Source organism: Diaphorobacter sp. JS3051 (assembly GCF_015832135.1).
GTDB lineage: Bacteria > Pseudomonadota > Gammaproteobacteria > Burkholderiales > Burkholderiaceae_C > Diaphorobacter > Diaphorobacter nitroreducens.
Map to the genome: position 1 here is coordinate 1,334,399 of NZ_CP065406.1, position 16,138 is coordinate 1,350,536.

The following is a 16,138-nucleotide window of genomic DNA, read 5'->3' on the forward strand; positions in this document are numbered from 1 at the left end:
AGCCGGTTCAGGCAGAACAGGCCTTGCCGATCACGCGCCTTCGCGGCTGGCGCGCTTGCGCTCGTGCTCCTTAAGGTGGCGCTTGCGCAGGCGAATGCTCTTGGGCGTGATCTCCACCAGTTCATCGTCCTCGATGAACTCCACACCGTACTCCAGCGTGAGGTCGATCGGGGGCGTGATCTTGATCGCGTCTTCCTTGCCGCTCACGCGGAAGTTGGTGAGCTGCTTGGTACGCGTGGCGTTCACCACCAGGTCGTTGTCGCGGTTGTGCACGCCGACGATCATGCCTTCGTACACCGGGTCGCCTGCCTTCACGAACATGCGGCCACGGTCGTCGAGCTTGCCCAGGGCGTAGGTGAAAATTTCACCATCGTCCATGGAAATCAGAACGCCGTTCTTGCGGCCGCCAATGTCGCCCTTATGCGGCTCATAGCTGTCGAAGATGTTGCTGATGAGGCCCGAGCCGCGCGTCAGGTTCAGGAATTCGTTGGTGAAACCGATCAGGCCACGGGCCGGGATGCGGTACTCCAGGCGCACGCGGCCACGGCCGTCAGGCTCCATGTTCACCAGTTCACCCTTGCGCTCGCCGAGGGCCTGCATCACACCGCCTTGGTGCCCTTCCTCGATATCAGCGGTCACCAGTTCGATAGGCTCGCAGCGCTCGCCGTCGATGTCGCGGTACACCACACGCGGCTTGGAGACGGCCAACTCGTAGCCTTCACGGCGCATTTCTTCCAGCAGGATGGTCAGGTGCAGTTCGCCGCGGCCGGACACCTCGAAGATGCCGTCCTCGTCGGTTTCCTTGACGCGCAGGGCCACGTTGGAACGCAGCTCCTTCTGCAGACGGTCCCAGATCTGGCGGCTGGTCACGAACTTGCCTTCACGGCCCGCCAGCGGCGAGGTGTTCACGCAGAAGTTCATCGTCAGCGTGGGCTCGTCGATCTTCAGCATGGGCAGCGGCTGGGGGTTGGCGGGGTCGGTGAGGGTCTCGCCGATACCCACGTTCTCGATGCCGTTGATGAGCACGATCTCGCTGGGGCCGGCTTCGCTCACCTGCACGCGGTCCAGGCCCTGGAACTGGTGGATCTGGTTCACGCGGCCCTTGTAGCTGGCGCCATCGGGGCCAGCCATGACCAGCACGTCCTGCCCGGCCTTGAGCGTACCCTGGGTGATGCGACCCACGCCAATGCGGCCCACGAAGGTGGAATAGTCCAGCGCCGATACCTGCATCTGCAGGGGTGCCGTGGCGTCACCCTTCACGGACGGCACATGCTTGAGGATGGTCTCGAACAGCGCCGACATGTCGGGGCCCCATTGCTCGCCGGGGTTGCCCTGCTCCAGGGAGCTCCAGCCGTTGATGCCCGAGGCGTAGACCACGGGAAAGTCCAGTTGCTCGTCGGTGGCGCCCAGCTTGTCGAACAGATCGAAAGCGGCGTTCACCACGTAGTCGGGGCGCGCGCCGGGCTTGTCCACCTTGTTGACCACCACGATGGGCTTGAGGCCCAGCGCCAACGCCTTCTTGGTCACGAAGCGCGTCTGGGGCATGGGGCCTTCCTGCGCGTCGATCAGCAGCACCACGCCGTCCACCATCGACAGTGCACGCTCCACCTCGCCGCCGAAGTCCGCGTGGCCGGGCGTGTCCAGGATGTTGATGTGCGTGCCGTTCCAGCTCACGGCGCAGTTCTTCGCCAGGATGGTGATGCCGCGCTCGCGCTCGATGGCGTTGCTGTCCATCACGGTGTCCACGACCTTCTCGTGCTCGGCGAAGGTGCCGGACTGGCGCAGCAGTTGGTCCACCATCGTGGTCTTGCCATGGTCGACGTGGGCGATGATGGCGATGTTGCGGATTTGTTTGCTCATAGCGTAGTTGCTTCCAATGTGCCGCGTTCAGCCCGCGGCGAGCTCTCCAGAATCTGTTGAATTTCAAGGGGGCTGAGCAGCCGGTCTGGAATCAGCTCTCCTCCCCGCACATGCCCGACCCCCAGCAGCACGCGCGGGCGCGCCCCGAACACGGCCACGGCGGGCGCGTCGGGCCAGGGGCCGCGCCGGCGCATGCCCGAGAGGAAACGCCCGGCATTGTCATCGTCCAGCGTGACAGCCGTGTGCTGCGCCAGCAAGGTCTCCACCGGGTGCACACAGGCCATGCGCGCATCCTCGTCCATGGCCTGCAGTGCCTCCAGCGTCACGCAGCGCTCCACGCCGATACCGCCGGTGTCGGTACGGCGCAGGAACGTGAGATGCGCGCCGCAGCCCAGCGCCTGGCCGATATCTTCACCCAGGGTACGGATGTAGGTACCTTTGCTGCAGGTCACTACTATTTTAATAGCTGGTTGCGCTTGCTCCGTGTGCGTTAGCGCCAGTTTCAATGCATGAATCGTGACATCACGCGCCTCGCGCTCCACGGCAATGCCGGCACGCGCGTACTCGTACAGCGCCTTCCCGTCTTTCTTGAGCGCGCTGTGCATGGGCGGCACCTGGCGGATGGGGCCGGTGAACTGCGCCTGCACCGCCGCCAACCGCTCGGGCGTGAGCATGGCTGGATCGACCGCGCACTGCGCCAGCACCTGACCCTCGGCGTCACCGGTGGTTGTGGTGGTACCCAACAATGCGACGGCTTCATAGGTCTTGGGCGCTTCCAGCTGCAACTGGCTGAACTTGGTGGCGGCACCAAAGCACAGCGGCAGCACACCACTGGCCAGCGGGTCCAGCGTGCCCGTGTGGCCAGCCTTCTCGGCGCGCAGCAGCCACTTCACCTTCTGCAAGGCGTCATTGCTGGACAGGCCCAGGGGTTTGTCGAGCAGCAGCACTCCGTGCACCGGGCGCCGCTGCACCCGGATGCGGGGAGCGCGTTCGGTCATGCTGCGTCGTCGTCTTTGGAACGAGAGGCCACCGCGCGCGCGATCAGCGCATTCATGTCGGCCGCCTTCTCGGTGGTGCGGTCGTACACGAAGTGCAGCGTGGGCACGGTGTGGATGTGCAGGCGCTTGAACAGGCCGTTGCGTAGAAAGCCAGCCGCCTGGTTCAAGGCCTCCTCGGAGGCCTCACCATCACCGATGAGCACACTGAAGAACACCTTGGCGTGCGCATAGTCCGGCGTCACCTCGACCCCTTGCAGCGTCACCATGCCGATCCGCGGATCCTTGAGATCGCGGATCAGCTCGGTGAGGTCGCGCTGGATCTGATCCGCGACCTTGAAGCCGCGGTTGGGGGAAGAGGATTTCTTGGCAGCCATGTCGTGCGGACCTTACAGCGTGCGTGCGATTTCCTTGATCTCGAAGAACTCCAGCTGATCACCTTCCTTGATGTCGTTGTAGTTCTTGAGCTTGATACCGCACTCGAAGCCTTCCTTGACTTCCTTGACGTCATCCTTCATGCGGCGCACCGATTCCACATCGCCCGTGTAGATGACGATGTTGTCGCGCAGCAGGCGGAACTTGCAGTTGCGCGTGACCTGGCCCGACGTGATGTACGAACCCGCCACGGTACCGATCTTGGAGGCCACGAACACGGTACGGATCTCGGCCGTGCCGATGGCTTCCTCGCGCTGTTCGGGCGCCAGCATGCCGGACATCGCTGCCTTCACTTCATCCACGGCGTCGTAGATGATGTTGTAGTAGCGGATGTCCACGTCGTTGCCTTCGGCCGTCTTGCGGGCCTGCGCATCGGCGCGCACGTTGAAGCCAATGACGATGGCCTTGGAGGCGATCGCCAGGTTGACGTCCGACTCGCTGATGCCGCCCACGCCGGAGTACACGATCTGCACGCGGATCTCTTCGGTGGAGAGCTTGAGCAGCGAAGCCGCCAGCGCCTCCTGGGAGCCCTGCACGTCCGCCTTGATGATCAGCGGCAGGGTCTGCACCTCGCCCGCCCCCATCTCGGCAAACATGTTCTCCAGCTTGGCAGCTTGCTGCTTGGCCAGCTTGGTGTTGCGGAACTTGCCAGCGCGGTACGTCGCAATCTCGCGGGCGCGGCGTTCGTCCTGCAGCACCATGAAGTCGTCGCCCGCCTGGGGCACTTCGTTCAGGCCTTGGATCTCCACCGGGATCGACGGGCCGGCTTCCTTGGTTTGCTTGCCGTCTTCGTCCAGCATAGCGCGCACGCGGCCGAAAGTCTGGCCTGCCAGCACCACATCGCCCACCTTGAGCGTACCGGACTGCACCAGCACGGTGGCCACGGACCCGCGGCCCTTGTCCAACTGGGCCTCGATGACGATACCCTTGGCAGCCGCATCGACGGGAGCCTTGAGTTCCAGCACCTCGGCCTGGAGCAGCACCTGCTCCAGCAGAGCATCGATGCCCATGCCCGTCTTGGACGACACGGCCACGAATGGCGAATCGCCGCCGTATTCCTCAGGCACCACCTGCTCGCCCACCAGTTCCTGCTTGACGCGCTCGATGTTGGCCTCGGGCTTGTCTGCCTTGGTAAGCGCCACCACGATGGGAACACCAGCCGCCTTCGCGTGCTTGATGGCTTCCTTGGTCTGGGGCATCACGCCGTCGTCTGCCGCACACACCAGAATCACGATGTCGGTGGCCTGGGCGCCGCGTGCACGCATGGCCGTGAAAGCCTCGTGGCCCGGCGTGTCCAGGAACGTGACGATACCGCGTGGCGTCTCCACATGGTAGGCGCCGATGTGCTGGGTAATGCCGCCAGCTTCGCCAGAGGCTACCTTGCTGCGCCGGATGTAGTCCAGCAGCGAGGTCTTGCCGTGGTCCACGTGGCCCATCACCGTCACCACGGGGGCGCGGGACAGCTGTTCGGCATCCTGGCTGGACACTTCCTCGGCGGTGAAGGCTTCCGGATCATCCAGAGCGGCCACCTTCGCGGTGTGGCCCATTTCCTCCACCACGATCATGGCGGTGTCCTGGTCCAGCGGCTGGTTGATGGTGACCATCTGGCCCATCTTCATGAGCGACTTGATCACTTCGGAAGCCTTGATGGCCATCTTGTGCGCCAACTCGGCCACCGTGATGGTCTCGGGCACATAGACCTCGAGCACGCGGAACTCTGTGGCTGCCTGCTGCTGGCGCTGGTCGTCGCGGTCATTGCCGCGGCGGCCGCGGGGGCCGCCACGCCAGTTGTTGCGACCCACGCCGCCACTGCTGTCGCCGCGGGTCTTGATTTCCTTCTTCTTGGTCGTGTCGTTGGCCCAGCTGGACGACAGCTTGGCCGACTTGACCTCCTTGCCCGCCCCGCCTGGCGCCGATGGCGCAGCGGCGCGCGCGCCCGTGCCGGAACCGGTGGCGGGTTTGTGCAGCGTACCCTTCTTGGCATCCCCGGAAGCTCCCGCCTTGGCGGCAGGCTTGGGTTCCTCTGGCTTCTTCGCCACGAGCACCTTCTTGGGGGCAGCCATCATTGCGCGAATGGCCTCGGCCTCGGCAAGCGCCTTGCGGCGGCGCTCGTCCAGGTCGGCCGCACGCGCGGTTTCTTCCGCCGCGCGTGCCTTGGATTCTTCATCGGCCTTTGCCCGGGCATCGGCCTGCGCCTTCGCACGTTCTTCGGCCTCCACGGCAGCTTCGCGCTGCGCCTCGGCACGCTCCGCAGACTCCTGCGCCTTCTTTTCCGCCTGCTGGGCGGCATAGGCGGCAGCGCGTTCTTCGGCTTCGCGCTCGCGGCGCTCGCGCTCTTCACGCTCGCGGCGTGTCAAGGCCAACTCTTCCTCCTGGCGGCGAATCAGCTCTGCCTGACGGCGCGCCTCTTCCTCGCGGCGCACGAGCTCGAGATCCTCCGCCGAAGGAACGGATTCAGTCGCATCGGAAGGCGCGTCGACACTGTCGTCACGCTTGATGAAAGTACGCTTCTTACGCACTTCGACCTGGATCGTGCGTGCCTTGCCAGAAGCGTCGGCCTGCTTGATCTCGCTGGTGGACTTCTTGACCAGGGTGATCTTTTTGCGGTCACCCCCCGCAGTGCCATGACTGGCCTGCAGGTGGGCCAGCAGCTTTTGCTTGTCGGCTTCGTTTAGAACGTCCGACGGCGACGCCTTGACCACACCGGCGGACTTCAGCTGGTCCAGCAAGGTTTCAGGCGATTTCTTGAGCTCTGCAGCGAACTCAGCAACAGTGTTACTCGACATATTGTGTTCGAACCTCCCTGACCCTTACTCTTGCCCCGTGAACCAGTGCTCGCGCGCCTTCATGATCAAGGCGGTCGCATCTTCGGCAGACTGGCCGGTCAGCTCGGTCAGTTCGTCAATGGCCAAATCGGCCAGGTCGTCACGCGTATGCACGCCGCCTTCCGCCAACTTGGCGATCAGTTCGGGCGTTAAACCTTCGAGGTCACGCAGGTCTTGCGATACGCTTTCCACGCTTTCTTCACGAACGATTTCCATGGTGAGCAGCGCATCCTTGGCGCGTGCGCGCAGTTCGTTCACCGTGTCCTCGTCGAAGCTCTCGATCTCCAGCATTTCCTGCAGCGGCACATAGGCCACTTCCTCGAGGCTGGCAAAGCCCTCCTCGATCAGGATGTTGGCGATCTCCTCATCCACATCCAGCTTCTCCATGAACAGGCGACGCGCGGCATCGGTTTCATTGGCCTGCTTCTGCGCGGATTCGGCCGCATCCATGATGTTGATCTTCCAGCCCGTGAGGTCGGACGCCAGGCGCACGTTCTGGCCGCCGCGCCCGATGGCGATGGCGAGGTTTTCCTCATCCACCACGACGTCCATGGCATGCTTCTCTTCGTCGACCACGATGGAAGTCACGTTGGCCGGAGCAAGCGCGCCGATCACGAACTGCGCAGGGTCGTCGGACCACAGCACGATGTCCACGCGCTCCCCCGCCAGTTCGTTGGTCACGGCGTTCACACGCGTTCCGCGCACGCCCACGCAGGTGCCGATGGGGTCCACGCGCTTGTCATGGCTGAGCACAGCGATCTTCGCGCGGCTGCCGGGGTCACGGGCACAGCTTTTGATCTCCAGCAGGCCCTGCTCGATCTCGGGCACCTCGTTGCGGAACAACTCGATCATGAACTCCGGCGCGGAGCGCGAGAGGATGATGGGTGCTCCGCGCAGCGTGAGGTCCACATCCATGATCAGGGCGCGCACACGGTCTCCATTGCGCAGGTTTTCCTTCGGGATCATCTCGCCGCGACGCAGGCGCCCTTCCACCCGGCCGCTCTCGACGATGATGTCGCCCTTGTCCATGCGTTTCACCGTGCCGGTGAAAATTTTCTCGCCGCGTGACATGAAATCGTTGAGCAGCATCTCGCGTTCGACATCGCGGATCTTCTGCAGGATCACCTGCTTGGCCGCCATGGCCCCGATGCGGCCGATCGGCACCGACTCGACGGCTTCCTCGATGTACTCCCCCACCTCGATATCGGCCACCCGTTCGCGGGCATCCATCAGCAGCTCTTCGGCGTCGGGGTTCTGCAATCCGGCATCGTCGGGCACCACCAGCCAACGACGGAAAGTCTCGTATTCGCCGCTGTCGCGATCAATCGACACGCGGATGTCCACTTCACCCTGGTAGAGCTTCTTCGTGGCCTGTGCCAGAGCAGACTCCACAGCGCCCAGGACCACATCGCGCTCCACGTTCTTTTCGCGCGAAATGGCTTCTACCAACATCAACAACTCGCGATTCATGCGACGGCTCTCCTGTTTCTCAATTCCTGACGAACTGCCCGTTCAGAGGACAGTCCGGTTATGCAACCTTCAGCCCGGCTCTCCGGGCTTGATCCCTCGTCCTTTGAAATCCACGATCGGCGCAAGCCGCGCCTCGCGCAACTCATCCAAAGTGAAACCAAGGGCCTGCAAAGGCGCTGGCACGCGCTTCTTGCTGATGCGCTGCCCCGGCTTCACGGGCGGCTCATCGCTCCAGACAATCTGCCAACCGCCCGAATCGGCATGCTCGAGCGTTCCCCGGAATTTCTTGCGGTTGGCATGCACTTGCCCTCCCGCCGCAGCGCCCATGGGCTGCTTGAGGGTGATGTCGATCACCTCGCCCTCGAAACGCTTGAAGTCCGCCTCGTTGCGCAACAAGCGATCGATCCCAGGGGATGAGACTTCCAACCGCGTGTAGTCCACCCCCTCCACCTCCAGCGCGAACTGCAGCTGACGGGTGACCTTTTCACAATCCTCTACGGTAATGAATTGCTCGACGCCTACGGCAGCGGACACCTCATCCGTGGGCGGCACCCAAACCAGGTCAATGGTAATGCGCAGCAACCCTCCGGCGGAGCGCTCAATCTCCACCAGGTCATAACCCAGCCCGGCCACGGTTTGTTCAACGATTTGCTGCAATGCCACGTGCGTGCGCTCTATCCAATTCCAAGTGATGGCCCCGCCGGGGCCGGCAAGGCTGCAAAAACCAAAATCAAACGCCCAAAAAAAAAGGGCGGTAAGTACCCGCCCGTTTTGGTCGTGAAGCCAGTATTGTAGCCAATATGCGAGGCACCTGCAAAGATCAAAGGCACGTATCTTGCGTTCGGGCGGGAATCAACCCTGGCGGCTTGACCGTATTCTCTCAAAAAGGTCCTGCGCTGCGCTGTCCATCGTGGCTACTTGGGAAGCCTGCTGCATGCTTTGAAGCATGCGCCCCAACACTGTGGCCTGAGGCAATAGGGGTCCCAGAAACCGTGCAGCCCTGCCATCGGCAATCAAGACAGTAGGAAAAGTCTCTACATCCAGGTCGCCGACCACTTCTTCCTCATCCTCCACATCCACCCATTCAAAGCGCATTTGCGGCCAAGCGCGCGCAGTTTGGTCGAAGGCTTGACGGTATTCACGGCATACACCGCACCATTGTGCGCACAGGCACACAACCCACCACTGCGGCGTTGCGCTGGCATGTGAAGCAGCATCCGGCAAAAAGGCTTCGGAGTCCATGAGAAGTTCCTTAAGAATCACGCCCCTCACGGGTCCGATGGACATCGATCGTATCGACCCTGGAAGCCGCATTACCCCAGGCGTTACGAATATATGAAAGCACATCCGCCACTTCTGCGTCACTCAAACGCTGCAGGAATGGCGGCATGCCATGGGGTTGCGGATTACCGCCGGTGGCTGGCAGATACCCGCCCCGCAGCACCATATGCACCAGATTGACAGGATTTTCCAGCATCACCGCCCGATTGCCTGCCAGCGGAGGAAAGGCCTCAGGATCGCCCTGGCCCTCGCCTCCATGGCACTGCATGCATTGACGCTCGTACGTGGCCCGCCCACGCTGCATCGACGCAGGTGAAGGGGGCCGCCGAGGCGCGGCGACCTTGTCCGTTGGCGGCAGCGCTTGCAGATAGTCCGCCATCGCTTGCAGATCGGCATCGCTCAAATACTGAAGGCTGTGGTAGACCACCTCCGCCATGGGGCCGGATACCGCGGCCCGGGGTGAGCGCCCCGCCCCCAGAAGCATGACCACATCCTGCCTGGGCCATTCCGCCACACCTCCTTCATTCGAGGTGGTGAGCGCTGGGGCGTACCAGCCTGCCGCCATCCCCCCGCTCAAACGCCCGTCTGTAGATACCGCCCCCATCGCGTTGCGCGGCGAATGGCATGCAGCACAGTGCCCGAGCCCCTGCACGAGATAGGCGCCTCGATTCCATTCCGCAGAGCGGGACGGTACGGGCTCGAATACACCAGGCCGAAAATACAACGCTCGCCACACTGCCAATGCCGCTTGGGTATTGAACGGGAAGCGCATGCGCGACGGCACGCTGGGTTGCACCACCGGCGGCAAGCTTTGCAAGAAGGCAAAGATGGCATCCGAGTCTTCACGGGTGACGCGCGTATAGCTGGGATAAGGAAAGGCCGGCGAAAGCAGCCTGCCATCGCGCGAACGGCCATTGTGCAGGGCACGCCAGAATTCCGATGCAGACCACGCTCCGATACCCGTTTCCCGGTCGGGTGTCAGGTTGGGGGCGTAAATCACGCCAAAAGGCGTCTCTATCCCACGGCCCCCTGCGAATGCCACGCCTCCCTGCCGGGTGTGGCAGGCGAGGCAGTTACCAGCACGTGCCAAGTACCGGCCTCTGGCAATGTCGAGAGAGGCCGTGGTGGTCACGCGTTCGGCGTGCGGCAGCGGAGCCTCATCCAGCCGGTTCAATACCCAGATCCCTCCCGCAACCAACGCCACGGAAAGCCCCGCCGTCGCAAGCCTTTTGCGCCAAGCACTCATTGCACCTGCTCCGCGCCAGCCCGCAACGCCGGAGAATCCATGCCGCCACAGGGTATTGGCAGCGGCGCCTTGATTGCCGGCGCCGGTGTGAACCTTGAGGGAACAGGACGGGAGGACAGCCACGCCGCGATGGAACTTATATCGGCAGCGGTCAGTTTGCTGGCGATGCGCGCCATGCAATCTGGCGCATGGGCGCGCCGCAGACCGGTCTGCCAGGCCCCCAACTGGGCGCTCACATAATCGCGAGACAGCCCCAGCAACCCTGGAATGAAAGGCGCGACGCCCGCCAGAGCATCGCCATGGCACTGCACGCAGGCCGGCAATTGGCGGCTCGCATCCCCCCACCGCACAAGCCTCTCTCCCTGCGCCAGTGTGGCTGCTGATACAGCTGCAGCCACCGGTGGCGCATAGGGCAGGTCCAGTCTTGCGAAGTAGTCCGCCATCTCCCGTAGATAGTCGTCCGTCAGATGCTGCAGCAAGTACGCCATCTGCGGATAGCTGCGCCGGCCATCCCGGAAATTGAGCAGTTGGTTGTGCAGGTATCCCGCCGGTTTTCCCGCGATGCGAGGGAAATAACCGTCAGGAGTGGCACGCCCCTGCTTGCCGTGGCACGCGGTGCAGGCCTGCACACGCGGCGCCATATCCACGGCCGGCGCGGCGGCCACCGAGGCAGCGAGCAGCATGCACAGCGCCCCTACCGCGTGCAGCAAGGGGCGGATGAGTTTCTCAGCCACGCCCGACAAAAGGCATTTTGGTCGCCATGACGGTATGGAACAACACATTGGCCTCCAGCGGAAGATTGGCCATGTAAAGCACGGACTGCCCCACGATGTCCACGTCCATCAGAGGTTCGGCCGCAATCAGGCCATTGGCCTGTTGCACGCCCTGCGTCATGCGCTGGGCCAGCTCGGTCTGGGCGTTGCCGACATCGATTTGTCCCACCGCAATATCGTACTTGCGCCCATCGAGAGCCGCTGTCTTTGTCAGGCCCATCACCGCATGCTTGGTGGCGGTGTAGGCGATGGAGTTGGGCCGCGGGGCGTGCGCTGAAATCGAGCCGTTATTGATGATGCGCCCGCCCCGTGGCGACTGCGTCTTCATGACCCGAAAAGCGTTCTGCATGCAAAAGAACATGCCATTGAGGTTGACGTCGACCACCTGCCGCCACTGCTCCACCGCCAGATCCTCCAGCGGCACGGCGGGAGCACTCACGCCCGCATTGTTAAACAACAGATCCACGCGCCCGAACTGAAGCACAGCCCGGTCAAACAGCGTGCGCACCGCAGCGGGGTCGGATACATCGGTGGGAACGGCGAGCGCACGCACCCCACCCTCGGATTCGCCCACGACCTCCTGCAATAGCGACTCACGCCGCCCAGCGAGAACAACGCTCCATCCATCGCGCAGCAGCGCCAAAGCCGCCGCCTTGCCAATCCCTGACCCAGCCCCCGTAACGATGGCCACCTTCGATGCTTTAACCATATGCGACGCTTGTCTCCTGTCCTTCATACCCATCAATCTACTCAACCGCGGGATTTGCGGCCCTTAGCAGGCCGTTGAAAAAGTGCTTTTCGAACGCATCAGGGACGCTGAGTGCGAAGACACGAGCTGCCCAGACGCGTCTGCGCAGCGATTGCAACGGCCCATCTGGCCGGTTTGCAGGCCCTCCCGCCCATTTCGGGCGCACGTATCCCTGGGCTCACGCATGATGCGCGTCCCACCAGCCGCCGATGCTGCCCATTCGCACAAGGTTGTAGGTGGCAAAGCACAGCAGCGCCTGGCCCGTGAGCTTGGCCTGACCGATCAGCTTGGTCTTTGCCAGACCACCGACGGTCTTGATCCAGCCAAAGGCCTCTTCGATGCGCTTGCGCACCTTCAGGCTGGTCTTGTAGCCCTCGTGCCGTGTCACTCGCGCATCCACCGCCGAGTGTTTGTCCTTGGCCGCCACGTGGGGCGTGACTTTGAGCTTTCTGCAGCCTTTGATGAAGGCCTTGCTGTCGTAGCCCTTGTCGGCACCGACCGTGGCCCGTTTGTTCCTGTTGCCCCGACGCTCCAACATGGCCAGCGCCGCCTCGCGCTCGGCCGTGCCGCTGGCGTGGGTGATCTCGACATCCACGATCAGCCCGTTGCGGTTCTCCATGAGGATGTGCCCCATGTGGCACAGGCGGGATTTGTCGCCCTGGCTCTTCTTGAACAGCCGGGCATCGGCGTCCGTGGTGCTCTCGTGGGTGTCGTTGCAGCGCTCCTGCCCCTTGAAGTCCACCTCGGGGTTGCGCCCAGGCGGCGTGCCGCTGTCGTCGTCTTTGCGCTTGAAGCTCTTGTGCGAGGCCCAGGCGTCAATGAGCGTGCCGTCCACGCTGAAGTGCTCGTCGCTGGCGAGCTTGCCCCACTGGGCACTGAGCTTGACGCGCTCGAAGAAGGCGCGGGCGAGGTCTTCGTTGAACAGACGTTCGCGGTTGGCGCTGAAAGTGGAGTGGTCCCAGACCTTGTCTTCGATGTTCAGGCCCACGAACCAGCGGTACAGCAGGTTGTAGTTGATCGCTTCGACCAACTGGCGCTCGCTGCGGATGGAGAACAGGATCTGCAGCAGCAAGGCCTTGAGCAGCATCTCCGGTGGCACCGATGGGCGGCCACGGCGGGCGTACACCGCTTCGAACTCGCGGTTCATGGTTGCCAGCAGCGCATCAACCACCGCGCGCAACTTGCGCAGCGGGTGTGCCTGCGGCACGCGCTCTTCAAGGCTGATGTAGCTGAACATCGCCCCCTGGAAATCTTGACTGCCTCTCATCGTCCTCGTCTGGGTCGTTCACCGATGGCTTCAGATCGTAGCGGCCAACGCGGGCGTCGGCGGGGGATTTTTCAACGGCCTGTTAGAGGGGTTTTTGCCACCTGCCGCTTTTTTGCCGGCCAAGGGCTGCTTATGCGGGCGCCGCCGGCTCCCCTCCTCTCTGCTTTCCCGGGCCGCGGGCACCGAGGCGGATCGACCATCCATGGCCGCTGCCGAGGAACCGCGTTTCGCGCCATCCCTGGACTTAGGGCCTTTGGTGGAGAAACCGTCGCCGGCTTCGTGCACCAGCCGGAAGTCGATCTTGCGGCCATCGAGGTCGACGCGGCTGACCTGAACACGCACGCGTGCACCAATCGCATAGCGGATACCCGTGCGCTCCCCCCGCAGTTCTTGCCGCGCCTCATCGAACTTGAAGTACTCCCCACCCAGTTCCGTGATGTGCACCAACCCTTCCACATAGAGGGCATCAAGCGTCACGAAGATGCCGAAGCTCGTCACCGTGCTGACGACACCGCCGTACTCTTCACCCAGATGCTCACGCATGTACTGGCACTTGAGCCAGGCTTCCACGTCGCGACTGGCCTCGTCCGCACGGCGTTCGTTCGCACTGCAGTGCAGTCCCGCGGCCTCCCACGCCTGCGTCTCCCGGACGCTGATAACGCCACCCGTCTTGGAAGGGCGTGCAGAGGATTCACCCCCCTTGGAAGCCAGACGCTTGGCCAGCTTGAACTGAGCCTCCCCCGGCGTCGGCAGCGCGGGCAGCACATATTTGGTGCCGCTCAAGATGGACTTGATCACGCGATGCACCAGCAGATCCGGGTAGCGGCGAATAGGACTGGTGAAGTGTGTATAGGCTTCGAATGCCAAACCGAAGTGACCGCTGTTGACAGGCGTGTAGATCGCCTGCTGCATCGAACGCAGCAGCATGGTGTGGATCTGCTGCGCATCCACCCGGTCCTTGGTGGCCTCGGCAATCGCCTGGAATTCTGCCGGCCGCGGGTCGTCCCCGATCGACATGCCAACACCCATGGCTTTGAGATATGCACGCAGGATCTCTTGCTTCTCCGGCGTAGGCCCCTCATGAACGCGATACAGCCCCGCCCGGCCGGCATGACCGATGAAATCGGCGCTGCAGACGTTGGCGGCGAGCATCGCCTCCTCAATCAGGCGGTGCGCCTCGGTGCGTACACGCGGGACGATTTTCTCGATACGGCCATTGTCATCACAGACGATTTGCGTCTCGGTCGTCTCGAAGTCCACGGCGCCGCGCGCCTGCCGCGCCGCTAGCAATGCGCGGTAGACCTCGTAGAGGTTGAGCAGGTTGCCCACGCGCTCTTGATGCTTCAGCGCTTCCGGGCCGCGCGTATTGGCCAACACCGCAGCCACCTCGGTATAGGTAAGCCGCGCGTGGCTGAGCATGACCGCAGGATAGAACTGATAGGCGTGAATTTCACCTTTGGCGGTAACCATCATGTCGCACACCATGCACAGGCGCTCGACATGGGGGTTCAGCGAGCACAGCCCGTTGGAGAGCTTCTCTGGCAGCATGGGGATAACGCGCCGCGGGAAATAAACGCTGGTCGCCCGGTCATAGGCGTCAATATCGATGGCGTTGCCTGTCTCCACATAGTGGCTCACGTCCGCGATGGCCACGAGCAGGCGCCACCCCTTGGCGCGCCCGATCTTGGCGGGTTCGCAATACACCGCGTCGTCGAAGTCGCGCGCGTCTTCACCATCGATGGTGACCAGGGGGACATCTGTCAGATCAACGCGTCGACGCTTGTCCTGAGCGCGCACCTTGTCCGGCAGCGCCTTCGCCTGGTCAAGGCACGCTTCGGAGAATTCATGCGGAACCCCGTATTTGCGCACGGCAATTTCCACCTCCATCCCGGGGTCGTCTACCTCCCCCAGCACTTCGACCACCCGCCCCACGGGTTGCCCAAACAAAGCCGGCGGCTCGGTCAGCTCCACCACCACGACCTGTCCCGTCGCAGCAGCCCCCGTAGCACCCTTGGGAATCAGCACGTCCTGGCCGTACCGTTTGTCCTCAGGAGCGACCAGCCAGACACCGCTCTCCTGAAGAAGGCGCCCGATGATGGGTTGGGGCGGGCGCTCCAGAATCTCGACCACGCGGCCTTCAGGCCGGCCGCGCCGGTCCTGGCGCGCGATGCGCACGCGCACCCGGTCCTTGTGCAATACCGCCCGCATTTCATTGGCAGGAAGGTAGATGTCAGGCTGGCCGTCATCGCGCAGGACGAAGCCATGCCCGTCGCGGTGTCCCTGGACGGTGCCTTCGATCTCGTCCAGTGAAACTTTGGCGACGGATGATTCAGAGTGATTTTTTTTGATATACAATCTATGACTTTCCTGAAATGCCCAGGTGGCGGAATTGGTAGACGCACTAGTTTCAGGTACTAGCGAGTAACATCGTGGAGGTTCGAGTCCTCTCCTGGGCACCAAGTTTAACGAGAACCCGCCAGGGTTCTGACAGCAAAGGCCGCTTCATTTGAAGTGGCCTTTTTTGTTATCTGCGTCTCAACAATGTGGGCATGTTGGAGCAGCGCGAGGGATACATAAAATTTTTGGAAATGCCGTTCAGGCGATCAAAAAGGCTCCTATAATCTGAGCTTCCCTGAAATGCCCAGGTGGCGGAATTGGTAGACGCACTAGTTTCAGGTACTAGCGAGTAACATCGTGGAGGTTCGAGTCCTCTCCTGGGCACCAAAGACAAGCAAAAGCCGCTGATTTTTTCAGCGGCTTTTTTGTTTGTAACGCCCCTGCAGGCCCGAGATTCACTGCTGGCACAGCGAGCCGTACAAATAAACATTACCGGAGGAGAATCATGAAGCGACCCACTTTCGCCCTGCTGGGACTGATGCTCACACTGAGCGCTCCACATGCCCTGGCCCAAGATGCAGTGATCGGCCGGTATGGCCATCATGTGTATGTGATGGTGCCGACCGACAAGGCGGGCAACCGCGCCTATGTGCAGCGCGCCGCGGCGAATGCCTGCGAAGGCAAGAGCCTGTGCCATGCCTCCGTGTGGGCCGAGAGCCTGGACCGCCCCGAAGGCGCGCCGCCCCATCCGCGCTACGAAGAGAACAAGCTGGCGGCATTCCAACGCAACCGCAACGCCGGCGTGGAAGCAAGCCACTCAATCAATTGCCGGCTGTTCGCGCGCGACATCAATGTGCCCTGTCTCGCGGGCACTGAGTAGGCTCTCCCACCGATTCGCCCT

General features: G+C 62.8%; 13 protein-coding genes and 2 tRNA genes. 3 read left to right on the plus strand and 12 right to left on the minus strand.

All coding sequences use genetic code 11. The features are described 5' to 3' along the window. Nucleotides 1-30: 30 nt before the first annotated feature. The 12 genes from typA to rnr form a co-directional block, all read right to left on the minus strand. On the minus strand, nt 31-1,860 hold the full coding sequence (gene typA, locus I3K84_RS06295) for a translational GTPase TypA (protein ID WP_011805753.1): 1,830 nt from the start codon (nt 1,858-1,860) through the stop codon (nt 31-33). Next, nucleotides 1,857-2,858, minus strand: coding sequence for a tRNA pseudouridine(55) synthase TruB (gene truB, locus I3K84_RS06300; protein ID WP_196995729.1), 1,002 nt, complete (start codon nt 2,856-2,858; stop codon nt 1,857-1,859). The genes typA and truB overlap by 4 nt, the downstream gene beginning before the upstream one ends. Further along, nucleotides 2,855-3,232 (minus strand): 30S ribosome-binding factor RbfA, encoded by a 378-nt coding sequence (rbfA, locus tag I3K84_RS06305; RefSeq protein WP_011805755.1) that lies wholly within the window; start codon nt 3,230-3,232, stop codon nt 2,855-2,857. The genes truB and rbfA overlap by 4 nt, the downstream gene beginning before the upstream one ends. A gap of 12 nt (nt 3,233-3,244) precedes the next feature. Beyond that, nucleotides 3,245-6,076, minus strand: a complete 2,832-nt coding sequence (gene infB, locus I3K84_RS06310) for a translation initiation factor IF-2 (RefSeq protein WP_196995730.1) — start codon at nt 6,074-6,076, stop codon at nt 3,245-3,247. Nucleotides 6,077-6,100: 24 nt separating this feature from the next. Next, complete coding sequence (gene nusA, locus I3K84_RS06315; RefSeq protein WP_196995731.1) at nt 6,101-7,585, minus strand: transcription termination factor NusA; 1,485 nt, start codon at nt 7,583-7,585, stop codon at nt 6,101-6,103. A 69-nt stretch (nt 7,586-7,654) separates the two neighbouring features. Further along, nucleotides 7,655-8,248 (minus strand): ribosome maturation factor RimP, encoded by a 594-nt coding sequence (gene rimP, locus I3K84_RS06320; protein ID WP_047350597.1) that lies wholly within the window; start codon nt 8,246-8,248, stop codon nt 7,655-7,657. Nucleotides 8,249-8,437: 189 nt separating this feature from the next. Continuing rightward, nucleotides 8,438-8,827, minus strand: coding sequence for a thioredoxin domain-containing protein (locus tag I3K84_RS06325; RefSeq protein WP_047350596.1), 390 nt, complete (start codon nt 8,825-8,827; stop codon nt 8,438-8,440). A gap of 10 nt (nt 8,828-8,837) precedes the next feature. Then, nucleotides 8,838-10,112 carry a cytochrome c gene (locus I3K84_RS06330; protein WP_172206629.1) on the minus strand — a complete coding sequence of 425 codons (1,275 nt, stop codon included), beginning with the start codon at nt 10,110-10,112 and terminating at the stop codon, nt 8,838-8,840. Further along, complete coding sequence (locus tag I3K84_RS06335; RefSeq protein WP_196995732.1) at nt 10,109-10,795, minus strand: cytochrome c4; 687 nt, start codon at nt 10,793-10,795, stop codon at nt 10,109-10,111. The genes I3K84_RS06330 and I3K84_RS06335 overlap by 4 nt, the downstream gene beginning before the upstream one ends. Before the next feature lie 43 nt (nt 10,796-10,838). Then, complete coding sequence (locus I3K84_RS06340) at nt 10,839-11,594, minus strand: SDR family oxidoreductase (protein WP_196996073.1); 756 nt, start codon at nt 11,592-11,594, stop codon at nt 10,839-10,841. Nucleotides 11,595-11,811: 217 nt separating this feature from the next. Then, on the minus strand, nt 11,812-12,900 hold the full coding sequence (locus I3K84_RS06345) for an IS5-like element ISDisp1 family transposase (protein ID WP_011803559.1): 1,089 nt from the start codon (nt 12,898-12,900) through the stop codon (nt 11,812-11,814). 30 nt (nt 12,901-12,930) lie between these two features. Next, nucleotides 12,931-15,255, minus strand: a complete 2,325-nt coding sequence (gene rnr, locus I3K84_RS06350) for a ribonuclease R (protein ID WP_196995733.1) — start codon at nt 15,253-15,255, stop codon at nt 12,931-12,933. Nucleotides 15,256-15,274: 19 nt separating this feature from the next. On the opposite strand from rnr, the gene I3K84_RS06355 reads away from it, so the two are divergent. From I3K84_RS06355 to I3K84_RS06365, 3 genes are all read left to right on the plus strand, one after another. Then, a tRNA-Leu gene (locus I3K84_RS06355) sits at nt 15,275-15,359 on the plus strand. A 180-nt stretch (nt 15,360-15,539) separates the two neighbouring features. Continuing rightward, nucleotides 15,540-15,624: transfer RNA gene (locus I3K84_RS06360), tRNA-Leu, on the plus strand. A gap of 118 nt (nt 15,625-15,742) precedes the next feature. After that, complete coding sequence (locus tag I3K84_RS06365; protein WP_011805764.1) at nt 15,743-16,117, plus strand: hypothetical protein; 375 nt, start codon at nt 15,743-15,745, stop codon at nt 16,115-16,117. Nucleotides 16,118-16,138 lie beyond the last annotated feature (21 nt).